Below are 20,510 nucleotides of genomic sequence, written 5' to 3' on the forward strand. Positions count from 1 at the left end.
GATTTTATTATCAAATTTGACAAATTTATACTTTTCTCTTAAATATAGCAGCTGTTTAGGATAAGATTAACCTTCAGGTTTATTTTATGTTTTATAACCATATTTAAATTTTAATTGTTTGTATTTTAGTGTTTTATATGTTTTTTGTTGTTTTTGAGTAAAAAATAATTGAACGTTTTGAAATCGATATAGATTTAAAATTTTCATAAATTTAGATCTATAGTTTGCAAAGTTAAAATAATATTCGACATTTGTGTCGAACAAAAAAGTCGAATACTATGTTATATGATGAATCTGCTTCAGATACCAAGACGCTGATTAAAATTGCTGCAAAAAAGATATTTGTAAAGAGAGGTTTTGCAGGGACACGGTTAAAGGAAATTGCAGATGAGGCCAAAATCGGGCGTACTGCCCTGCATTACTATTTTCACAGTAAGGAGAACCTGTTTGCGGAGGTATTAAAAGATTTCTTTTCAGCGATAGGTTCCAGGGTTACGAATTACGGTGATCTGGACAGGCCGGTTATGGATATCATGAAACAGTTTGTAGGGGGATATATTGAAAGTGCAATACAAACACCCGAAATAGATTTATTTATGCTCAATGAATTTAATGAAAACCCTGAACTTATGCTCATGGCAAGAGACAGTGAGGATAAAGACCTTCCAAGTTATCTGATGAGTGCCATTCAAAAAGCCTGTGTTAATGGAGAGCTTAAAGGAAATCCGGAGCAGATATTTATTTCGTTAATGTCTATGTGCATGTTCCCATTTGCTGGTATGGCAGCCATTAAAACCTTTATGAAGCTCTCCGATGAAGCCTACATTAACCTAATGAATGAGCGCAAAGAGTATCTGCTTAAGTTTGTCGAAACGGCATTTCTGCCATAATATTTTTTTGCTCTGCATTCGACAAAAATGTCGAACAAAAAAGTCGAATACAACACTTGGCCTGTGAGAAAGGGTAAAATTTTTTTATACATAATTCGACAAAAATGTCGAACAAAAATATCGAACAAAAATGTCGAACCTATAAACCCAATAAATAAAGATTAAAATAGTATGAAACACAAGATTTACATCTTCTACTGGACTATCCTATCTACGATAGTGATAAGCGGAAGCCTGCAAGCCCAGGAGACTTATACCCTTGAGCAGTGTACAGCCACAGCACTTAGAGAGAGCCTTCAATTAAAGGCAGATGCCCTGGACCTGGATAAAACAAATGCTTCCATTAAACAGGCGTACAGCGCACTGCTTCCCAGTATTAATATTAACGGAAGTTATCAATATTCCCCTAAGGTACAGACCTCGGTGCTGCCGGGAGAAACATTCGGGGGACAGGCCGGGACTTATTCCGCCTCCCAGCTGGGTGTAGCCCAGAACACATCGGCTACTGCGGAGCTTTCCCAAACCCTTTTTAATGCTTCGGCGGTCATAGCCTTAAAGGCAGCAAAACTTCTTGTGGCCGGCAATCAGCTTCAGATTAAAAGCAGCCAGGAAGATTTGGTGTACAATGTGGCAGCGACCTATTACAGTATTCAGTCGCTTTTAAAACAGGAGGAATTAACGGGGCTAAGCCTGCAGAACACAGAAGCATTATTGAAAAGCAGTATAGATCAGCTGGCGGCTGGGCTTGCCACAGAGACAGATGTGGACAGGCTTACTGTGACCCGTGATAATACCAAAGCGAACCTTGCCGGACTTCAAAACAGCAAGGAAAAATATTACAATCTGCTGAAAGTTTTGATGAACATGCCGCTGGATAGAGTAGTGAGCGTCTATCCTTTCAAGGATGAAGAACTGATTTCAGCATCATTGAATGACTTTGATGCGACGCAGAAAACCAATTACCTGCAGCTGGTGCAGAACAGAAAAGTTTCCGAACTGGAGTATAAAAATATTAAAGCAGGCTATCTGCCTACGCTGTCGTTTTTTGCCAATTATGGTGTAAACGGCTATTATAATAATTTCAGCCCTTTTAAAAACATAAACGACAAATTCTATCCAAGCTCTACTTTGGGCGTGAAATTAAAAGTACCTGTTTTTGACGGCTTCAGCATTAAATACCAGGCTAAACAAAAAGAGATAGAAATAAGCAAATTAGAGGTACAGACCAAACAGACACTGCAGCAAAATGAGAAGGATGCCGCTAATGCACTGGCAGATTTAAACAGTAATCTTATTACGTATCAAAATCAGAAAAGAAATTTTGTCCTGGCCCAAAAAGTAATGAAGGATATCAATGTACAATATCAAAGCGGGCTTGTAAAAGTAAGTGATGTAATTAACACAACCAGTGACCAGCAGACGGCACAAAACAATTATGTAACGGCGCTTATCAATATTAAGCAGGCTGAACTGGATCTTAAAAAAGCAAAAGGAAAGCTCCTGCCTTGACAGTGACATAAAGTAGAAATTTTAAACTCAGAAGCATTAAAATAAATATAAAAATGAACAGATCAACCAAATTAATTATAACAGTAGTAATTACAGGAGGCATTATTGCCGCAGTGGTTTTCAAGCTTATTAATAATAAAAAAGAAGTAGTTTCAAAAGTATACCACCCCGATGTGAATACGGCTGTAATTGTTCAAGCCGATACAGTAAAATCCGGCCGTTTTGACCTTACAAACTCTTTTACGGGGTCTTTTAGTCCAAATAGGGAAGTGATTCTCGGCTCGGAGATATCAGGAAAAGTGGTTAAAGTAAATGTAGAAGAAGGCTCTCACATACAGGCAGGGCAGGTCATTGCGCAGCTGGATAATGACATTATCCGTGCCCAGCTGCAGTCTGCCCAGGCCAGTTATGATAAAGCTTCCAATGTCCTGAGACGTTATCAGCAGGCAGTTTCAGGGGTTACCCAGCTTCAGATTGACAATGCCAAAACAGATGTTTTGACCTCTAAGGCCGAGATCGACCAGATGAAAAAGCAATTGAACCAGCATACCATAAGGGCGCCCTTCAGCGGTATTATTACCACTCGTAATTTTGACCTGGGCGCTATTGTATCGCCAAGTATGGAGATGGCTGCTTTAATTGACATCAGTTCTGTAAAACTTGAAATTAATGTTCCCGAAAAGAGTATTTCCCAATTCAGATCAGGGCAGAGTATTTCTATCAGCACCGATGTGCATCCGGGAATCTCTTTTCAGGGAAAGGTTGACCTGATTGCCTCAAAGGCAGATGCTTCGCATAATTTTATGATCAGAATCCTTGTCCCTAATTCCAAGTCTTTATTAAGATCGGGCATGTATGGCACTGTTTCACTGCAGAGCACAGTCTCAGACCAGGCCCTTACGATTCCAAGATCAGCCTTAATCGGATCATCCATAAAGCCGCAGGTATATGTCATAGAGAACGGGGCTGCAAGAATCCGTAACATTCAGACAGGCGGGGGAAATGAAACCCGTATAGAGGTCAGGGCTGGATTAGATAAAGGTATGCAGGTCGTATCAGGCGGGCTGGTAAATTTAAATGACGGAACTAAAGTATCCATTGCAAAATAAGTTTAATTGTACAGGCCGGATGCACCGGTAAGTATCAAAAGTTAAAAAAAATAACAATATGACATTAACCGAAATATCAATCAAAAGACCGTCGCTGATTATTGTAATCTTTACAGTTCTTCTTTTAGGCGGGGTATTCTGCTATACCAAGCTTAGTTATGAGCTTATGCCCGATATGAGCCAGCCTACACTAGTCGTTACGACCCAGTATCCGGGAGCCGCACCGGTGAATGTCGAACAGACTGTAACCAAAGAAATAGAGGATGTCCTGAGCGGGGTTGACGGGATTAAATCAATATCATCCCAGTCGATGGAAGGAAACTCCATTATTACAGCTGAGTTTAATGTAGGAACAGATATAGACAGCAAAGAACAGGAAGTCCAGAGAAAAATTAATAATATTTTAAGCGAACTTCCCGATGATGTAAAAACGCCGGGTATCTCCAAGGTTACCCCGAGTGATTCTCCCATTATGCAGCTTACCGCCACTTCGAGTCTGACCAATGCGGCGTTTTATGATGTGATGAAAAATGAGATCAAACCCCAGCTTCAGCAGATTGGGGGTGTAGGGGAGATTACTTTAATCGGGGGCCAGGAAAGGGAAATCCAGGTAAATGTCATTAAGGACAAACTGGATTATTATGGTCTTTCGATATTATCCATTACACAGGCGATCAATAATGCCAATGTTGAGTTTCCTGCCGGTAAAGTTAAATCTGAAGGCAGTATTGGACAAATGACAGTACGACTTGCAGGAAAGTTTACCTCAGTTGATCAGCTAAAAGAGGTTATTGTTGCACTTCCAGCAGCCGGAAGCCCTGTAAAATTAAGTGATGTGGCTACGGTTTCCGATGTCACAAAAGACCCGAGTTCGGTGTTCCGTTATAACGGGCAGAATGGAATTGGAATATTGATCAAAAAACAGGGTGATGCCAATGCTGTGGATATCAGTGAACAGGTAAAGCAGAAGATCGGCACGATAGAGAAAAGATATTCGAAAAATGGCATTAAGTTTATTATTGCTGATGATTCGGCAGATTACACGCTTGATTCTGCTGATGGTGTGGTGCATGATCTTATAGTCGCAGTGTTCCTTGTTGCAGCCATTATGCTTCTGTTCCTGCACAGTCTCAGGGATTCACTTATTGTACTGGTTGCCATTCCGACCTCATTAATATCCACTTTTATAGCCATGTACCTTTTTGGGTTTACATTAAATCTAATGAGCCTTCTGGCATTGTCACTGGTCATTGGAATTCTGGTTGACGATAGTATTGTAGTACTGGAGAATATTCACCGGCATCTGCATATGGGCAAAGATAAACGCACGGCAGCCCTGGACGGGCGAAATGAAATCGGTTTTTCGGCCCTGGCCATCACAACAGTAGACGTTGTGGTATTTGGTCCGCTTTGTCTGATACAGAATACTATAGGGGATATACTTCGTCAATACTCACTTACTATTGTGGTAGCCACATTGATGAGTTTGTTTGTATGTTATACACTCACTCCCTGGCTGGCATCACGTTTTGGGAAGATTACTATTTTAAACCATGACAATTTTTTCCACAAACCCCTGGTATGGTTTGAAAAAATAATTGAAGCCCTGACCCATTGGTATGTCGGCGCCCTTAAATGGACGCTGCAGCATAAGTTGATTATGAGCGGTTTTATACTGGGGCTTTTTCTAAGCATCACTGCAGTTCTAAAACTGGGTGTTATCGGAAATGAATTTGTTACCCAGAGTGACAAAGGGCAGTTCAGGCTTGCTTTGGAGTTTGATAAAAACCTGACAGTAAAACAAAATAACCTGCGCAGTCTTGAGATTGAAAATTACCTGCGCAGGCAGGCTGATGTAACCACAGTTTTTAGTAACGTTGCGGGAAGTAGCACATCTTCTGTCGTTGCGGGAGTAGGGTCAGATTATAAAACAGAGCTCACAGTAACGGTGATTGATAAAAGCCTGCGCACAAGCAGCACCGAGCAGTTGATGCTCAAAAAAAGCCAGGAAATAGCACAGCATTTCCCGGGAGTGAAGGTCAGCCCAAGCATGGTCAGCATGATTAACGGAGGAGATCCGATTCAGATTGTTTTAAATGGGGAAAACAAGGAGGAATTAATGGATGCTGCCAATGAACTTAAATCACGTATTGCCGTAATGCCCGGGGCGATAAGTGCCAGTTTGAGCGTGGAGGCAGGAAATCCTGAGGTTGAGGTAAAAATTGACCGTGACAAGATGGGGCAGCTGGGCCTCACGATCAACAGCGTGGGGGCTACACTGCAGAATGCCTATGCAGGGAATGACGAGGCAAAATATCGTGTAGGGAATAATGAATATGACATCAGGGTAAAATTTGATGATTTCAATAAACATGACGTGGAGGATGTCAGAAATATTTCCTTTATTAATGATTCAGGGAAACTCATATCCCTGTCACAGTTTGCAACAATTTCCCAAACCAGCGGACCTAGTGTATTGGAACGCAAAGACAGGCGTTCTTCTGTTACGGTAAAAAGTAATATTCTTGGAATCACATCGGGAGAGCTGGTAGACCGTATCAATAAATCCCTGCTTGAGAAACCTCTTCCCGAGGGTATCGATATACGATGGACCGGAGATGCCGAGCGGCAGGCAGATTCTTTCAGCTCACTCGCTTCGGCTATTATAGCGGCTTTACTGCTGATGTATCTGGTAATGGTGGCACTTTACAATAACTTTATATACCCATTTGTAGTGTTCTTTTCCATACCAGTAGCTTTCCTTGGGGTATTTCTAATCCTGGCACTGACCAAATCCTCTATGAGTATTTTTACGATTTTAGGTATGATTATGCTTTTGGGGCTAGTAGCCAAAAATGCCATTTTGATTGTCGATTTTGCCAATCACCGTAAAGAACATGGTGACAGTACCTGGACGGCACTGGTAGAAGCCGGCAGAACCAGACTTCGTCCAATACTTATGACCACACTTGCCATGATTATCGGAATGCTTCCTATTGCAACAAGCACCGCTGCGGGAAGCGAATGGAAAAATGGATTGGCATGGGTTATTATAGGCGGACTGACAACGAGTTTATGCCTTACCGTTTTTATTGTGCCAATGGCCTACTATTGTGTGGACCGGGTTCGTGATAAATGGGCAGGAAGATTTTCTTCCTAAAACAAAAATGTATCAGCGCAGAATCAAATTTACTTTTTTGATAATTAAGTACCGTTAACGATTGTATTGGCCATGTGAATTTGAAAGTAAGTACTGGTATGTTTTATTTCGGAAGGATGGAAGTCCTTCCGAATTTTTACTTATGAATGTTTTTTAATTAATAATCGATGAAATAATGGAAGAGCCGCAAGCAGATGACAATCATCAGGAGTTGTTGTATCAGACTAAAAAGGAGCCCCGGAAGATGCTGCATACCTATATGCGCAACCAGAATAAATCGTATATCAATTCATTCAATATGATTGACCGCAAGGCTGCTATTATGATCAGAATGAACACAACGGTTATCTCTGTTGTCATGTTTTTTTTCAAGCATATTGTGATTGTTCCTTATGGTAAATTCATTGGGATTTCTCTGGTTATTAGTTCAATAATTTCCCTGGCATTTGCCATGGAAGCTTCCCGTCCTATGGTCTTTGATTATATCCTGGGATTTAAAAAGAAAATGAAAAACCAGTACCAGAGACTTGAAGAAGATGTTTTTGCCATCGGAATGACACCTGAAGTTTCTTTAGAGCAGTATGAGCAGGCATACAATAAGCTGATTAGAAGCCAGGAGCTTCAAGTAGGAGCACAAGTGAGGACTATGTATCTTTTTGAAAAAAAAATAAAAAAATCATTCATTACAATGGAACTCTCCTATACACTTTTCATTGTTGGATTTTTTATTGCAGTGACAGCATTTGTGATTGGGAATTTTTAAAAACGGAATTTAGATTATTTGGCTTCTGCCCGAAAACCTAAGTTCTTTTTAAAAAATAAAATTTCATCATTACTTTGATTTTTTTGTTTATCGCAGCCATTAGGCCAGGCCATTTTAACATTAATATAACTGAAGTCAGTTAAGAGCGATTAGTATGAGAAAAAAAATAATCAGTAAGGCCTGCGAGCTGTTCATAAGACTAGGATTCAATAGCGTTACCATGGATGACCTGGCCAGCGAATTATGCATATCCAAAAAAACACTATATAAATTTTTCAGCAATAAAGAAGTGCTTGTGCAGGAAGCTACTTATATTTTAGAAAAGCAGTTCTATGACAAAATCAATCAGGTTATGAGTCTTAATTATAATTCTGTAGAAGAGCATTTCGAAATACGCAGATTGTTTAAAGGACTCGTCAAGACTGTAGGAGCCCTGCCCTTGTATCAGCTAAAGAAGAAATATCCTGATATATACAAGTATGTTATATCGAGCGAGCATAAGATGTTTAATTTATTTATGCGAAGAAACCTTGCACGTGGTATTGAGCAGGGATATTATCGATCCGATGTTGAAATAGAGGAGTATATCAGCTTTTATTACACAATAAGATTTCATATTAATGAGAATGTGATAGATACAATACAAGTGGACAGGCTTGAACTTTCGGCCCTTGTTTACCACATCCAGGCAATTAGTACCGAAAAAGGCAGAAATGAACTTAACAGGCAGTTATCAATCAATGCGTAATCCATTTTAGAAACAAAAATACAGCCAGTTCACGTTGTCTGACTTTCTGAGACACTTGATATGGGGATTCCTAAATAGAACAGCCAGACGTCATCGTGCGCTACTAGTTTGAAAAACATAATATGCTTTTTATAAGATGTTTACTTTTTCATATTTAATGATTCAGTTAAAGTTATCACTAATGAAAATATGATATTAAATACGCAGATTATCAAGTCAGTTATAGAGGTCAATGTACCATTGAAAGAAGTTTTTGTTTCAGTGTTTCATTATGATCTGATGAAGTTTTTTAAGAGACTGCCCTGCTCTCCGGTCTTTACTTATTCAGCTTTTAAGATTGAGAGTTTCAGGCCTGGTTTTGAGCATACTATTTATTTCTTAAATGGGAATGGGGCAAGACGAAGACTGGTTTCTTTTCTGCCAGAAATATCATTTTTGGTTAGTATTGATAATTTTAAGACCGGCAGCTATATTGGATTGTGTGAGATAGAGTATCAATATTATTTTTCCCAAAGTAAAAGCAGGCAGGGGATTACAGTAGTCTGCTGTGAATACCGATTTATGTTCAGATACAGGATTACAGAGATTTTATTTTGCATTTTTTACCGCAGGTCAATTCAAAATCATCTTGATGCTTTTTTGGCTGAAATAAGCGTAGCCTCACAAAAGGATTTTTTTTCAGAAAGCAAGATCTAATTTTAACTTTCTGCCGCTATAAAGAAGTCGTATTTGATTTTGAACTTTAAAAAAAAGGATAATTTATTAAATCTTAATTGTGTTTTTAAATAATTAAATATTCGCCCCTATGCATGAATCAGCGAATCGCTGTATTCTGTGCAAAGGGGCGTATCCGCTTAGAACGCCCCGCAATTGTCCCGACGCAGGAAGTGCAATTGCGGGGCGGCGGGCATCAGCCCGCTTTTATAGGTTCTGTCCTGTAAGAGGCAAGGTTCAAAAAGAACCCCCGATACTCGGTCATCCCCTCACGGAAGAGCTTCCAAAGCAGGGAAAGTCCCATTGAAGCAAGTGTGCTATTTATAAATAAATCCTGTTTTTCCAGAGCCTGAGCAAGGGAACAGCTCGGCTCGCTGTGGTCATCCTGCCCCTGCAACAGTTCGTGAAATTCCTCAGTTATCATCGGAAGGCTGGCTACTGTACTGTATAATTTTGAATCAGGCTGTTTGATTTCCCCAATTGTAGAGAGTACTGCCTGACCTGTATTTTTGGCATTTCCAATGTCAAGCCAGTATAAGGCTTTACTGCGATGATAGGTGTCTGCATTGTTCAAATCCTTAAGGATTTGGGCAATCCCAAATCGTGCCGATATGGTATCCACACAGCTGATGTAAATATTTGCCCTCCCGTTATTTGGAAAGGTTTTTATATTGGAGGTATTGAACTGCTCTGAAACCGCTTTCCAAGAAGTTCCGAAAAAACGATTAGTTCTGTTTATGAGAGCTACGGATTTAGGAAGCCCCACTTCGGCATCGGCAAAAAGCTGTCTGCCTAGATTGGCAGGAGTTATTATATCGTCGTCGTATAGGCAGACGTGAAGACCTGTATGCCCAAGGGTTATAAGACTATGGTTCATTCGGGCAAGTTCTGTGAGCATTCGGTTTCCTGTACCGCCTGCGCCAATTAGGTTTACAGTAATAGGATTGGTCGGGTTTATCAGGTAATTATCTGCAAAGTGCATTGATTTTAGCGTGTTCATGACAAAAGTTTTTTAATGGTTAGACCATTTTGTAAAAGGGATTTAACAGGAAACTGTTTTTTACTGTTTATTAGATTCTGCCACAGAGTAATAATATTACCCTTTACAGGACTTTTCTGCCCGATGAGATGACTGAAATAACTATTAAAGAAATACTTCTGCCAAAGCCCTATAAAATCCTGTAAATAAGTATCAGGTTTGATGTTTATTTTTACTGTTCCCATGCAGACTTTTCCATCATTATAAATATTGAAAAACGGGGCATGGCAAAGGGGAGTTTCTTCGCTGATATTTTTGTCGCAGTGAATTGCATAAACCCAAAGGGCATTTTTGGAGGCTTTCCACAGCAGGGGCGGAATGGATGCCCTGCCGTTAGGAATAGACAAACCCTCGACAAAGAACAGCTCAACCCTTTGGGCGGGAGTATGCCAAATGGCAAAGCCGTTACTGTCTGCGTTTATATAAATTACATTTTTGGGAAGCAAGCCTTTCGGCTTTAAAAAATTGCTTTTTAGTCCCTGTGAAGTATCGAGGGCTTTGGCAAGTGCGGTGCTTTCCCTTAGGGAAAGCGGATGTGCATTTATAGCAAAGCCGTTTTTATCCATGTCGTAACTTTCCACATAAACGTTTTTATCGGTGTTTTCCTGATACACAATAAAGGCTTTTACAGGGTGGTAGAATTTTCCGAAACTATTTGTTATATTTTTCATGGGATTTGGTTTAAAAGTGTGCATAGGTCGTTTATGAGCGGAAAAATTTTGTATTCAAAATCAAGCCCTTCTTTATATGGAATATTTTCATTATCATATACCTGTAAGAGGACAGGCTGTTCCATTTCAGAGCATTCGTTGAATTCATCGTTTACAGCCCTTTCAATGTTGTCGTAAAGTATCCCCTGATTATCGGCAATAAAGGAAATGTACTGCTGTGCCCTTATGATGCCGTCATCCTCGTCGAAATTTTCTTTTGAGGTGTTTCTAAAAATGCTCTCATTGGGATACTGCTCAAAAATTGCAAATGTTTTTTTTGCGATTTCCAGACATTTCTGCCCGAAATAATCACTTAAAGTAAAGCTTTCGATTTTGTGCTTAAAATGATTCAAATAATAAGTGTTATATATTTTTTTAAAGATTATATCTCCATAGTATGAGGCTCTGTTTAATTCCTGACGCATAGTGGTTAATTCTTCTTTTTCATCATTTTCCCATTCTTCCAAAAACCAATCTTCGATAGACTCATAATGATATCCCAATGCTGAATATTCCTCCCTGTAATAAGGGATTCCTGCAATGTGATAGAGGTAGGTAAAAACTGACAATAGCAATTCAGCACTTTTTTTCTGTCTTTTGTCCTGTAATAATCTGTACAGGGGCAGAATAGGGATATAATACAGGGTGTTTTCTGTGTTATATATAGTTTTTCCTGCGAGTTTAACTGTCCGGTCATCGTCCTGCACAATGGAAAATTCAATGTCCTGCCCTGATTTACAGAGTTCCTGCTCAGCAAGGTGATGCGCCAAAAGAATATTATAGGGATAAGGCTTGTCGTGTACTTCCCAGTCTGCGCAGTTATGGGCTTTTTTTAAGACCTTCAGGGATTCAAAAAAGCTTTTTTCTGCGGTTTTCTTATCAGGGAAACCTGCACCCCGCTCAAAGAGGGGCAGAAAAGACTGTCTTAGAAAACCATCGGAAGAAGTTCCAAAGGGACTGATTTTGTTCTGTCTGCCTGAACCTGGTGCGCATCGGGAAGCCTGTCCATATCCTTTGCGAACTTTGCTAACTGCTGATATAATTTCCATTGCTTTTTATTTTTAGGCAGACTGATACTGCCCGTTATTGATTTGGTTTTCATAACTTATCCTTTAGTTCCTATCTGTGATACAAATCTGTACAGAACGGCATCGTTCTGTATAACAGGACCCTCAATGGAGGCTGTGGTTAGGATGGGATAGGTCTGGGCATAAAAATTCAGCACCGCCTCGGGGCTGAATGTTTCTGAGGGGTCAGCCAATTCTATTTCCTGCTGTTTGTCCTTAAAGCAGAAAACCCTTTTTAGATGTGTGACGGTCAGCATGATTCATTTTCTTTAGGTTCATTAAACAGGTCAGGGGCGAACTGACTGGAGAGTTCCATCCTGCGGTCTCGAATAATGGATGCATATTCGGGGTAGCTTTCCACGGGAGGCACTTTGATCCATGCCTCACGGTATTTTCCTTCAGCTTGGAGTTCATCTACTTTTTTCATAGATTCCTCGTACTTTTTCTGCTTGTCGGAGATTTGTCCGCCTGCATTTTCAGCGGCTTGTTTGTGCATCTGCGAGGAAGCTTTTGCGGCTTGTTTCTGTTTTAGGAACTGCTCCAAATTGGTAAAGAGCTGTGCGGTCTGCTTAACAGGTTCTGCAATAGCCCCAAAGAACCCTGCATCGAGTTCCTGAGCCGTTCCACGGAGCAGGATGGGAGGGACTTTTTTGAGTGCATCGTCCCCGATACGGCTGTTGTGGAAGAGTACCGATACAATTAAAGTATCGGCATTCTCCTCTGCTATGCTTATTGTCCAGTCCCCTGCAACGGCAAGGGCTGTGACGGATTTAAAAAAATTGGTTTCCATAGTCTTTAAATTTTAGTTTACTGTTTTTTCAAGTCAGTTCTCAAATACATTGGTGTATATACTATAACAGTATTCTTCAAAACTGAGCCAGCACATAAAGGTGTAATGCGGGCTTTCATAACGGTTTACAATCGGCTCTCCAAAGGAATCCTCCAATTCCTTTTTAATATTTTCCAAGTCGTCAAGATGCTTGATGTAAAAGGCTTTACAATCTGAATGATAGATAAATTCTCCTATCATCCCGCTTACACAGCCTGCCTGCTGGATGTCCTGCAAAAAGGATTTTAACTGCTGTTTCTTTCTGCCCTCATAACCTGCTAAACGGCTTATAATTATTTGGTTAAATATCCCGCTTACCTCATAGTGGCGATACGCTGATTTTTCTAAGGCTTTCATACTGTTTTTTTTTGGTGTTTATATCTTTAAATCGGCATACTGCATTAAAACGGCAGGTCATCAGGGTCTTGGGATGCGCTCTGCTGTGCTTTGGGCGTAGCGGTATTTTGGGCAGTTTCCGTTTTTTTGGCAAAGACCAGAATTTTAAGATTGTTGATGTGAAAGGTCAGACTGCCCAGAGCCTTACCGTCAGAGGCTGAATAGACATTAAGCCCGATACGCCCGAAAAGCTGGACAAGCGCCCCTTTTCTAAGCCATTGGGCTGTTTTTACATTCAGCCAGTAGGAGCAGTCGATATAGGTTACAATTTCTTTGTACTCACTGCTTCCTTTTGGTTTGTAGCTGTCATTGACGGCAATACTGAAATTGACTACCTGTTTGTCACCTGATACTTTATGCACTACGGCATCTTTTGTAATACGTCCTGTGATTTCCATGATTTCAAAATTTTAATGATGAATATTTTTTTAAAATTTCTTTTCCCATGTTCCGCAAAATTGTTTTCAAAAGAAAAAACGGAAAAAAAGAAAGCAAGAACCAAGCGGCCGGCTGGAGGATGCGGAGTGCTATAAGTCCCGAAGGGTGGAGAGGCGGAGCCGGCCATTATGCGCATGCAGCATACGGCGGACGCTATCTTGGCTGTCTTTTTTATGCCGTTTCGATTGAAAATTAGATTTAAGCCTTCTTTTAGTTTTCTATTTTAGAAATATTTAATAATTTCGTGTAAACAAAATTGTTTATTTTTGCAGTATGAAAACGACACTCAACCTGATAAAAGGAATCCATCCGGGCTTTGTCCTGGAGCGGGAACTTCAAAAGCGCAACCTGGGCAAGGGGCAGTTTGCTATTTCACTGGGTGAATTCCCCCAGACACTCACGGCAATTACCAAAGGGAAAAGAAGGATGAACATACCTCTGGCCATGAAAATTGAAAAATCACTTTCAATGGAAGAAGGCTATTTGATGATCCTTCAGGTTTATTATGACATAGAACAGGAAAAGAAGAAAAAAAATAAAAACCAAAACACGGCGCACCCCGATTTTAAAAAGCTGAGAAAGATACTTTTCTGGGATACCGACATGAGCAAAATTGACTGGCAAAAGCAGAAAAAGGCTGTTGTCAAAAGAACCTTTGAGCGGGGCAATGAAGAGGAAAAAAAAGAGATTACACATTTTTACGGCCCGGATGCCGTTACCGCTATTTTAAATCCGTAAGCAGGAAAAAACCAAGAAAACAAACTAAAGATGCCACTACATTTTAATACTGTCACCCCGCTTTTGAAACACATTTTGGACGACCTGATGCAGGCGGAAGAATTCAAATCTTTTCGTCTGGTGGGAGGCACTGCGCTGAGCCTGTACTACGGGCACCGGATGTCTGTGGATATTGACCTGTTCAGCGACGCTGAGTACGGCAGTCTGGATTTTAAGGCCATGGACGAGTACCTGAAGGCACATTATTTTTATGTGGACAGTCTGGATATTACACCGACAGGGATGGGCAAATCCTACTATGTGGGCAGAAGCGCTGAGGAAAGCGTGAAACTGGACCTTTATTACACCGATCCTTTTATTGACCAGATGCAGGAATTCAGCGGCGTCCGTCTTGCAAGCAGGGCTGAGATTGCCGCAATGAAACTTGATGTGGTGCAGAGAACCGGAAGAAAAAAAGATTTCTGGGACATTGACCAGCTGCGAGCAGATTTTACAATCAATGAAATGTTTGAACTGCACGCACAGCGATATCCGTACACGCATGACAGGGAGCTTTTAAAGCAGAAGTTTGCGGATTTCAGCAGTGCTGACGATGACTTTGAGCCATTGTGCCTCAGGGGAAGACACTGGGAGCTTATCAAACTGGATATTGTTGATTTTGCTAGCACGCTCAATGGTTAATTTGTTTGAATTTAATTAAGCGATCGGGTCTTCTGCAGAAAAGCCAGAAGACAAAAAAAGGAACTACATGCTTTTAAAGGATACCAAATAGGAATTTTATGTACAATCATTTTTGAATTTTTGTAATATATTCTCCAGCCTATTTATCAAATCATCATATGTAATAATGTCCATTACATTAGAATATTTACGCTTGATAATCTCAAAATCAAAAAGCTGCTCGTCACATAGATTATCATTTCTTCCCAGGATTATCAGCCCTTTTGGGTTTGTTATTTTTATTCTCATGCCAGAAGGTATATCATGTTGATATTTTTGATTCAGAACCTGTTCACCTTGTGCACCCCATTTATTTAAATGGAATAGATATTTCTCTACCTGCATTACGGTTCCCGATAATTCTTTCATCGGAGTGTAATTATCCCTGTAGGTTCTTTTTGTAACCACACAATTGTTGAAAGGCTTTTTTATTTCGATGACATCAACTGTGCCATTTGCGTCAATAAGCATCAAATCGAGAGAACGAGTGGTTGGTTTACTTGGATTGGTATAATAATCTTTAATTGCAACCTCTGAAAAACATTTAATGTATTTGGGATAAATTATTAGTATGATCTCAATAATTTGATTCTGCCAGTCTTTCTCGCTGAAGTTTTCACTATCAGCGAGCATCTTCTTTAATGCTGCTAATATAAATAAGTACTTTTCATATTCATAATTCCTAATTGATGACAATGTATTTAGATTACCAATCTTGTTTCTTCTTTCAAGATACCTTTCAAATGCTTTGCCAGAGTCTTTAACACCATCCAAATATTGTGACAGAACATTTGTTACTCTGGAATTGACATAATGATTTTGTTCTGTTCGTGATGGGAAAGAATTAATAATATCGTTGAAAATATTTTCAGCTACAGCATTTTCCTTATCTCCGCCAATGATGATCTGCTGGCCGGCAAGTCTTTCGAATTTTAAAAGAACAGATATGTTGCTGTTTACAATAAAATGCTTAATTCTTATGTCGATAGATTTATGAAACAATATGTCATTGTCGGCTGCTAAGACCCTTTTGTATATTTTATAATAGTCATTTTCTAATTCCCCTATAAGAAACTCCATACTGTCGCCGTCAGGACTGTCATCAGTAGGAATCATGTCTTGATTGGTAAGGTAAAATGTTTTTTTTATAATTAAATCTTCGTCCTTATTAAAATTTTCGTTAATCCATCTTACCCCATCCTGAGGATAATACTCCAAGTAGACCCGTTAGTTTTGCAAACTAATTATTAAGCTCATAGTTTTCTTTTAATTTTTCATAACTTCAAAAATAGTTAATACAGTCTTTTAAAGAAAAAACAGAAACTTTATATAATTATGAATGATCTTTACCGCAATTATCAAACTTAAAAATCTCATTATAATCATATATTATTTTTAATGTAAGCCACCATACATATATACCATAATGTTCAATAATAAAAGGCGATAAATTTCCATGACTTAATTCATTTCTGAAATTAACACTACTGTTTTCAGTTAAAAAATCTTTTAACTCGTGAAAGACATCGTGCTGGGTACTTTCAATTAAAATGTCCAATATACCACCTAAGGTTTTATCGTGCTGGACTTCTTCATCAATTTTAAATGATATTATATTTTTTGATTCTAAAATTTGTTTAAAACTGTTTTCCAACTGCGGAATCAGTAAGTGCGCTGCTGTTATAAAATCATTATTGAAACCTGCAAAAATTCCATTTACAAAAATTGCTTTTCTATCGTGAAGGATGAATAGAGGATTTGAATTTTCTAACAGCATCCTGACATAGTTTTTATCGATTTTTTTTTCTTCATCCATTCTCCATTTAGTTTCCCTGATAAATGCAATGACAGATTCTCTTATAAATCCCCTATCGAGTATTTGAAAATAAAGTTCTAATGTTGTTTTGCCAACAATTTTACCTCTATGGTCTTGTTTAACTGCACCGTCAAAAAACTGGGATAAAAAACTATTGTCAGCTATGTTTTTTTCGGCATTATTTAAGAAAGATAAGGGAAATGATAATAAATTATTTAACCCTGATCTGAAATCGTAAGTTACTAGTATTGAAAGCCAAGATTTTGATTGGTCATTTATAAAATTTTCAATTTGGTTATTGTGATCACTATAATGCTTTGCAACTGCAAGATGCATTTTTGCATGTTCTTTCTGCTCTGCGATAATTTTAGCGTGCAGCCTATTTTTAAAATCGTCTTCTCCATTTATGCTCTTTAACTCTCTAGAAGCATTTTTATAGTATGATAATATAGTTGGTGAAAAAGAGTTTGGTACTTTATTCCTGCTGTGGTAATCACCATTTTTTTCGTAATTTCCTGCAAATTTAATTTTAGATTCAGTCACTGAAATTAATTTTATCTCCTTTAATGCAGATAGAAGATGATAAGCGCCGGTAAAGTCATCGGCAATTTGTAAAGTCTCAATCCGATCATTTAAAAAAGCATTAAAATCTTCCTGCACCTGTTTAGGGTTTAAGGAAAAAAGTTGAATTAATATTTCTTTTATTAAAAACGGCTGGCTGATATTTATGTCAAATATTGTATGCTTTGCAATTTCATATATATTTAAAAGCTCATTTTCTTTAAAGAGAGCTTTTGTTGCTCTCACAAGTTTTAGAGTATGTAATAAATAGTAGGGGTCATTATTAAAACGAAAAATATCCAGATAAAGAAATGCAGCTATAGGCAGATGCTCCTTTTTTTTGTTAGGAAACTTAAAAGCCAGGTATTCCCTCCATCTTGCACTTACTTCTTTGTTCTTAATATTAACTAAGGCGGAGGAATTGTCGAGCAGCTCATTTGATGCTGATTGAGAGTTATAGTTATTGATATTTTCGTAGCACAGCCGGATAAAAACATCTATAACATTTGAATCAGGATGGTCTGATTTTAAATTGTATAACAATTGTTTTAGGGATGATCCATAGCAGTTATCTGCAATATCTTGTATCTTCTGCATAATTATACTTATTTCTGATTCCGGCTGTAGTATTTAGAGAAATATATTTGGCAGCTAATTCTACTTAAAAAAGATAGCATTACAGGGTAATTAAATCATTTCTGCATTATCAATAAACAGTATTTTTCGATCTCATCAATACATTTACCTACCTCTAATTCTATCTTATCATTTTCAAAAGAATTCCAAACAATACTTTCATACTTTTCCATTTCCTCCAAGTGTTTATCGAATTGCTCATCGGTAAAATTTTTGCGTCCCTGATCTTTCCAATAACGATTTCCCAATCTATTTGCTGCAAATAATATGTCACTTAAAATTTTTGCCATTTGGTCAAACGGAGCATTTGCATCTTTTCCAAAAATTGCTATGAAACGGAACTTTAATGAAGCTAGTTTTAGAAATGGCTCTTTTTCTTTTTCATATCTTTCATAAAACACATAAGCTTCATCTAAAATTTCTGTTTCCTCAGGTTTTTCATTTTCCCTGCGTTTTCTGGTTTTACCTTCTCCAACATAACTTGCAGGGTGCCTGATAATTGCAATTTTTTCCCTGCATTCATAAAATAGGGAAAGTACTTCTTCGGCTAGCTCATATTTTCGCTTCCATTTAGTTTCTCTTCTCCAGGAAGTTATGCCGTATATTGCGGTTACGGATGCTACAACCACACTGATACATTGAATGAGATTAAATATAAAATTTTCGTTCATAATTTCTTTTACTAACTTTTGTTTTTATGGTCAATGCTTGCCTGTAAAAAAAAACCGAATCTGTTGATTTTTGGCTTGATACAGGTTTCCAATTAAATTTTAATTGTCAGAATCTTTCTCTTACTGTTAATTTTAAATAAGGAAATAGAAGATATTAATCAAAAATTTTAAACCCTTTATTTTCAATATCCCTAGGTGCTTTTCGCAGCCCCATTTTATCAACTTTATCGTCCAGATAGGCTGCAAATGGCAGAAAGCTATTTTGTAAAGCTTGATTTTGGTAGTGCTGGCTGGTAAAAAGCCTGCCTAGTCCGTTGTAGCCAACATAATCAGTCTGATAGTCCGTTAAACAATTTTCCAGTTCAATAATTCTGTCCGCAAAAACATCTTTGTTAAAAATTAGTGTGTCGATATCGATAATAACCAAAGGCCTTACATTTGATACATTTAAGCCTTCATTTTTTAAAATCTGCAGTTCCTCCTGAAACCAAAAGTTTATAAATTTATTAAGCCCTACTGTATTGAACATTCTGTAATGTAATACTAAAACGGGAGAAATTATTACATCTTCAGCTGAATAATCAGTATCAAAACCCAATTTTAAGGTAAGTGTTTTTCTAACGTTGCTTATGAGTTGCATCACCGCTTTACCCGTACCATCTTCTTTTTTATACAGCTTTTCACTTAGTGCATGCTGTATTTCCAAGAAATCCATCGACTCCTTAATTTGAGCATTCAGCATGATGTCTTTAGATTCAAATAAAATTATTTTATTATTGTTTCTAACATAATAATCTGGTGCTCCATCAAAATGGGGGTCTAGCTCTTCACCAGTTTTTTGTACAAACCTCTCTCCAAAAATTTCCTTCAAAACAGTATTTAGAACAAATTTCTCCGAAAACTCAAATGTTTTCAATCCGTAAAGATCCTTTGGTTTTTGCTGCTTTGTCAGTTTATCGTTAATTTCCTTGAATTTCCAATATAGTCCATTGTAAACCAATTCCATGGCAAATAAGGGACTTATGATTCTAAAGGTTCTTTCTGATACTCGGTAAATGGGAGTTGCTCTAATATTTTTAAAATCGAAATCCTCTAATACTCCAACGTTGTCGATTGCGAGCTTATTGAGAAACTCGATATCCTTCTCAGCAGCTGAGCCGTCAAGCACTATATCTGTGTGCGCCTCTTTATCTTTTTTTATGATACTTGATGTCAGCGGCAGGATTCTCTTTAGATATTCTTTATAATCTTCCACATCAAAATATTTGTAAAATTCTTGTAGAAGTGTTTTGCAATCTTCCCTCTTGTGCAGAAAATCAAAAAACATTAATGCTCTTAGGAATTGGGTAACAAAAAGCTTATCTATATCGTAATTTGTAAGGTCGAAATTATGCAACTGCAGGAAAAGCAGTATTGCTGTTGCTTTTTTATGAAGAGGTAAAAGATTATCAATTTGGTGAATTGTAGCGTCCCTTACTTTTGTCAACTGTTCATTTAATAAAAGATAAGCTTTAAAAATATCTATTTCTATCTGCTGCTCAGATTTATTGTGGCCGCCTGCTGTACCATCTGTATTAAAAGCAAATTCAAAAAATTTGAGGCTGCTGACAACATATGGAATTTCTGCATTTTCGAGCGTATGGCCATTCTGTTCAAGGTAAGCCATTATATTTTGGGAAGCGATCTGCATTATTTCAGAGTTCTGAGGGGAAAAAAACATCTGCATAAAAGCAATAGGATCTGAATATTGCGATCCTCGATGATTGAATCCAAGAAAAAACGACCCAATTTTCATTAATGTTTTCCTGTCTATACCCAGCAAATATTCGTGCAACTGTTTAGGATTTTCGTTTGGAAATACTTCCGAAAAACTTAAAACCAATTTCATAGAAAATTTCATAATTTACTTTTATTATTGCAATAGTAATATTACATAAATTCATGGAAATAAGAATTAAATTTTGATACTGATTTTATCATTTTTATTTTAGAAAGG

Annotated in this window: 20 protein-coding genes; 9 read left to right on the forward strand and 11 right to left on the reverse strand. The window is 38.0% G+C overall.

The genetic code is table 11. The features are described 5' to 3' along the window. Window positions 1-278 precede the first annotated feature (278 nt). From PMI10_RS13320 to PMI10_RS13350, 7 genes are all read left to right on the forward strand, one after another. Window positions 279-890, forward strand: coding sequence for a TetR/AcrR family transcriptional regulator (locus PMI10_RS13320; RefSeq protein WP_007808746.1), 612 nt, complete (start codon window positions 279-281; stop codon window positions 888-890). Between the two features lie 171 nt (window positions 891-1,061). Next, window positions 1,062-2,399 carry a TolC family protein gene (locus tag PMI10_RS13325; protein WP_007808748.1) on the forward strand — a complete coding sequence of 446 codons (1,338 nt, stop codon included), beginning with the start codon at window positions 1,062-1,064 and terminating at the stop codon, window positions 2,397-2,399. 53 nt (window positions 2,400-2,452) lie between these two features. Beyond that, entirely contained in the window at window positions 2,453-3,508 is a 1,056-nt protein-coding gene (locus PMI10_RS13330) for an efflux RND transporter periplasmic adaptor subunit (RefSeq protein ID WP_007808750.1), read from the forward strand. A gap of 58 nt (window positions 3,509-3,566) precedes the next feature. Beyond that, window positions 3,567-6,668, forward strand: a complete 3,102-nt coding sequence (locus PMI10_RS13335) for an efflux RND transporter permease subunit (protein ID WP_007808751.1) — start codon at window positions 3,567-3,569, stop codon at window positions 6,666-6,668. A gap of 175 nt (window positions 6,669-6,843) precedes the next feature. After that, complete coding sequence (locus PMI10_RS13340) at window positions 6,844-7,431, forward strand: hypothetical protein (protein ID WP_007808752.1); 588 nt, start codon at window positions 6,844-6,846, stop codon at window positions 7,429-7,431. Between the two features lie 154 nt (window positions 7,432-7,585). Further along, window positions 7,586-8,179, forward strand: a complete 594-nt coding sequence (locus PMI10_RS13345) for a TetR/AcrR family transcriptional regulator (RefSeq protein WP_007808753.1) — start codon at window positions 7,586-7,588, stop codon at window positions 8,177-8,179. A 189-nt stretch (window positions 8,180-8,368) separates the two neighbouring features. Continuing rightward, entirely contained in the window at window positions 8,369-8,875 is a 507-nt protein-coding gene (locus PMI10_RS13350; RefSeq protein WP_007808754.1) for a hypothetical protein, read from the forward strand. A gap of 214 nt (window positions 8,876-9,089) precedes the next feature. Here the strand turns inward: PMI10_RS13350 and PMI10_RS13355 are convergent, their stop codons facing one another. Genes PMI10_RS13355 through PMI10_RS13385 form a run of 7 tightly spaced genes read right to left on the reverse strand, consistent with a single transcriptional unit; the run spans window position 9,090 to window position 13,332 of the window. Continuing rightward, entirely contained in the window at window positions 9,090-9,893 is an 804-nt protein-coding gene (locus tag PMI10_RS13355) for a PRTRC system ThiF family protein (RefSeq protein ID WP_007808755.1), read from the reverse strand. Beyond that, entirely contained in the window at window positions 9,890-10,603 is a 714-nt protein-coding gene (locus PMI10_RS13360; protein WP_007808756.1) for a hypothetical protein, read from the reverse strand. The genes PMI10_RS13355 and PMI10_RS13360 overlap by 4 nt, the downstream gene beginning before the upstream one ends. Beyond that, entirely contained in the window at window positions 10,600-11,691 is a 1,092-nt protein-coding gene (locus PMI10_RS13365; RefSeq protein WP_007808757.1) for a hypothetical protein, read from the reverse strand. The genes PMI10_RS13360 and PMI10_RS13365 overlap by 4 nt, the downstream gene beginning before the upstream one ends. A gap of 56 nt (window positions 11,692-11,747) precedes the next feature. Beyond that, window positions 11,748-11,966, reverse strand: a complete 219-nt coding sequence (locus tag PMI10_RS13370; protein ID WP_007808758.1) for a PRTRC system protein C — start codon at window positions 11,964-11,966, stop codon at window positions 11,748-11,750. Next, the gene (locus tag PMI10_RS13375; protein ID WP_007808760.1) at window positions 11,960-12,499 is read right to left on the reverse strand and encodes a PRTRC system protein E; all 540 of its coding nucleotides are present in this window, start codon (window positions 12,497-12,499) and stop codon (window positions 11,960-11,962) included. Before PMI10_RS13375 ends, PMI10_RS13370 begins: the two co-directional genes overlap by 7 nt. Before the next feature lie 33 nt (window positions 12,500-12,532). Next, on the reverse strand, window positions 12,533-12,895 hold the full coding sequence (locus PMI10_RS13380) for a DUF7222 domain-containing protein (protein ID WP_007808761.1): 363 nt from the start codon (window positions 12,893-12,895) through the stop codon (window positions 12,533-12,535). Between the two features lie 44 nt (window positions 12,896-12,939). Then, window positions 12,940-13,332 (reverse strand): single-stranded DNA-binding protein, encoded by a 393-nt coding sequence (locus tag PMI10_RS13385; RefSeq protein WP_007808762.1) that lies wholly within the window; start codon window positions 13,330-13,332, stop codon window positions 12,940-12,942. Between the two features lie 313 nt (window positions 13,333-13,645). Here PMI10_RS13385 and PMI10_RS13395 point away from each other — a divergent pair, with 313 nt between their 5' ends. Both PMI10_RS13395 and PMI10_RS13400 read left to right on the forward strand, forming a co-directional pair. Further along, window positions 13,646-14,110 carry a helix-turn-helix transcriptional regulator gene (locus PMI10_RS13395; protein WP_007808764.1) on the forward strand — a complete coding sequence of 155 codons (465 nt, stop codon included), beginning with the start codon at window positions 13,646-13,648 and terminating at the stop codon, window positions 14,108-14,110. Window positions 14,111-14,140: 30 nt separating this feature from the next. Beyond that, entirely contained in the window at window positions 14,141-14,791 is a 651-nt protein-coding gene (locus tag PMI10_RS13400; RefSeq protein ID WP_007808766.1) for a nucleotidyl transferase AbiEii/AbiGii toxin family protein, read from the forward strand. 96 nt (window positions 14,792-14,887) lie between these two features. Here PMI10_RS13400 and PMI10_RS13405 read toward each other — a convergent pair whose 3' ends face one another. The 4 genes from PMI10_RS13405 to PMI10_RS13420 all read right to left on the reverse strand — a co-directional run bounded on the left by PMI10_RS13405 (window position 14,888) and on the right by PMI10_RS13420 (window position 20,414). Beyond that, window positions 14,888-16,048, reverse strand: coding sequence for a Shedu immune nuclease family protein (locus PMI10_RS13405; protein WP_007808767.1), 1,161 nt, complete (start codon window positions 16,046-16,048; stop codon window positions 14,888-14,890). A 115-nt stretch (window positions 16,049-16,163) separates the two neighbouring features. Next, on the reverse strand, window positions 16,164-17,804 hold the full coding sequence (locus PMI10_RS13410; protein ID WP_007808768.1) for a DUF4209 domain-containing protein: 1,641 nt from the start codon (window positions 17,802-17,804) through the stop codon (window positions 16,164-16,166). A 95-nt stretch (window positions 17,805-17,899) separates the two neighbouring features. Continuing rightward, window positions 17,900-18,514: a hypothetical protein gene (locus PMI10_RS13415; RefSeq protein ID WP_007808769.1), complete on the reverse strand. Its 615-nt coding sequence runs from the start codon at window positions 18,512-18,514 to the stop codon at window positions 17,900-17,902. A 154-nt stretch (window positions 18,515-18,668) separates the two neighbouring features. Beyond that, complete coding sequence (locus tag PMI10_RS13420; RefSeq protein WP_007808770.1) at window positions 18,669-20,414, reverse strand: hypothetical protein; 1,746 nt, start codon at window positions 20,412-20,414, stop codon at window positions 18,669-18,671. Window positions 20,415-20,510: the final 96 nt, after the last annotated feature.

The organism is Flavobacterium sp. CF136 (assembly GCF_000282055.1).
Taxonomy (GTDB): domain Bacteria; phylum Bacteroidota; class Bacteroidia; order Flavobacteriales; family Flavobacteriaceae; genus Flavobacterium.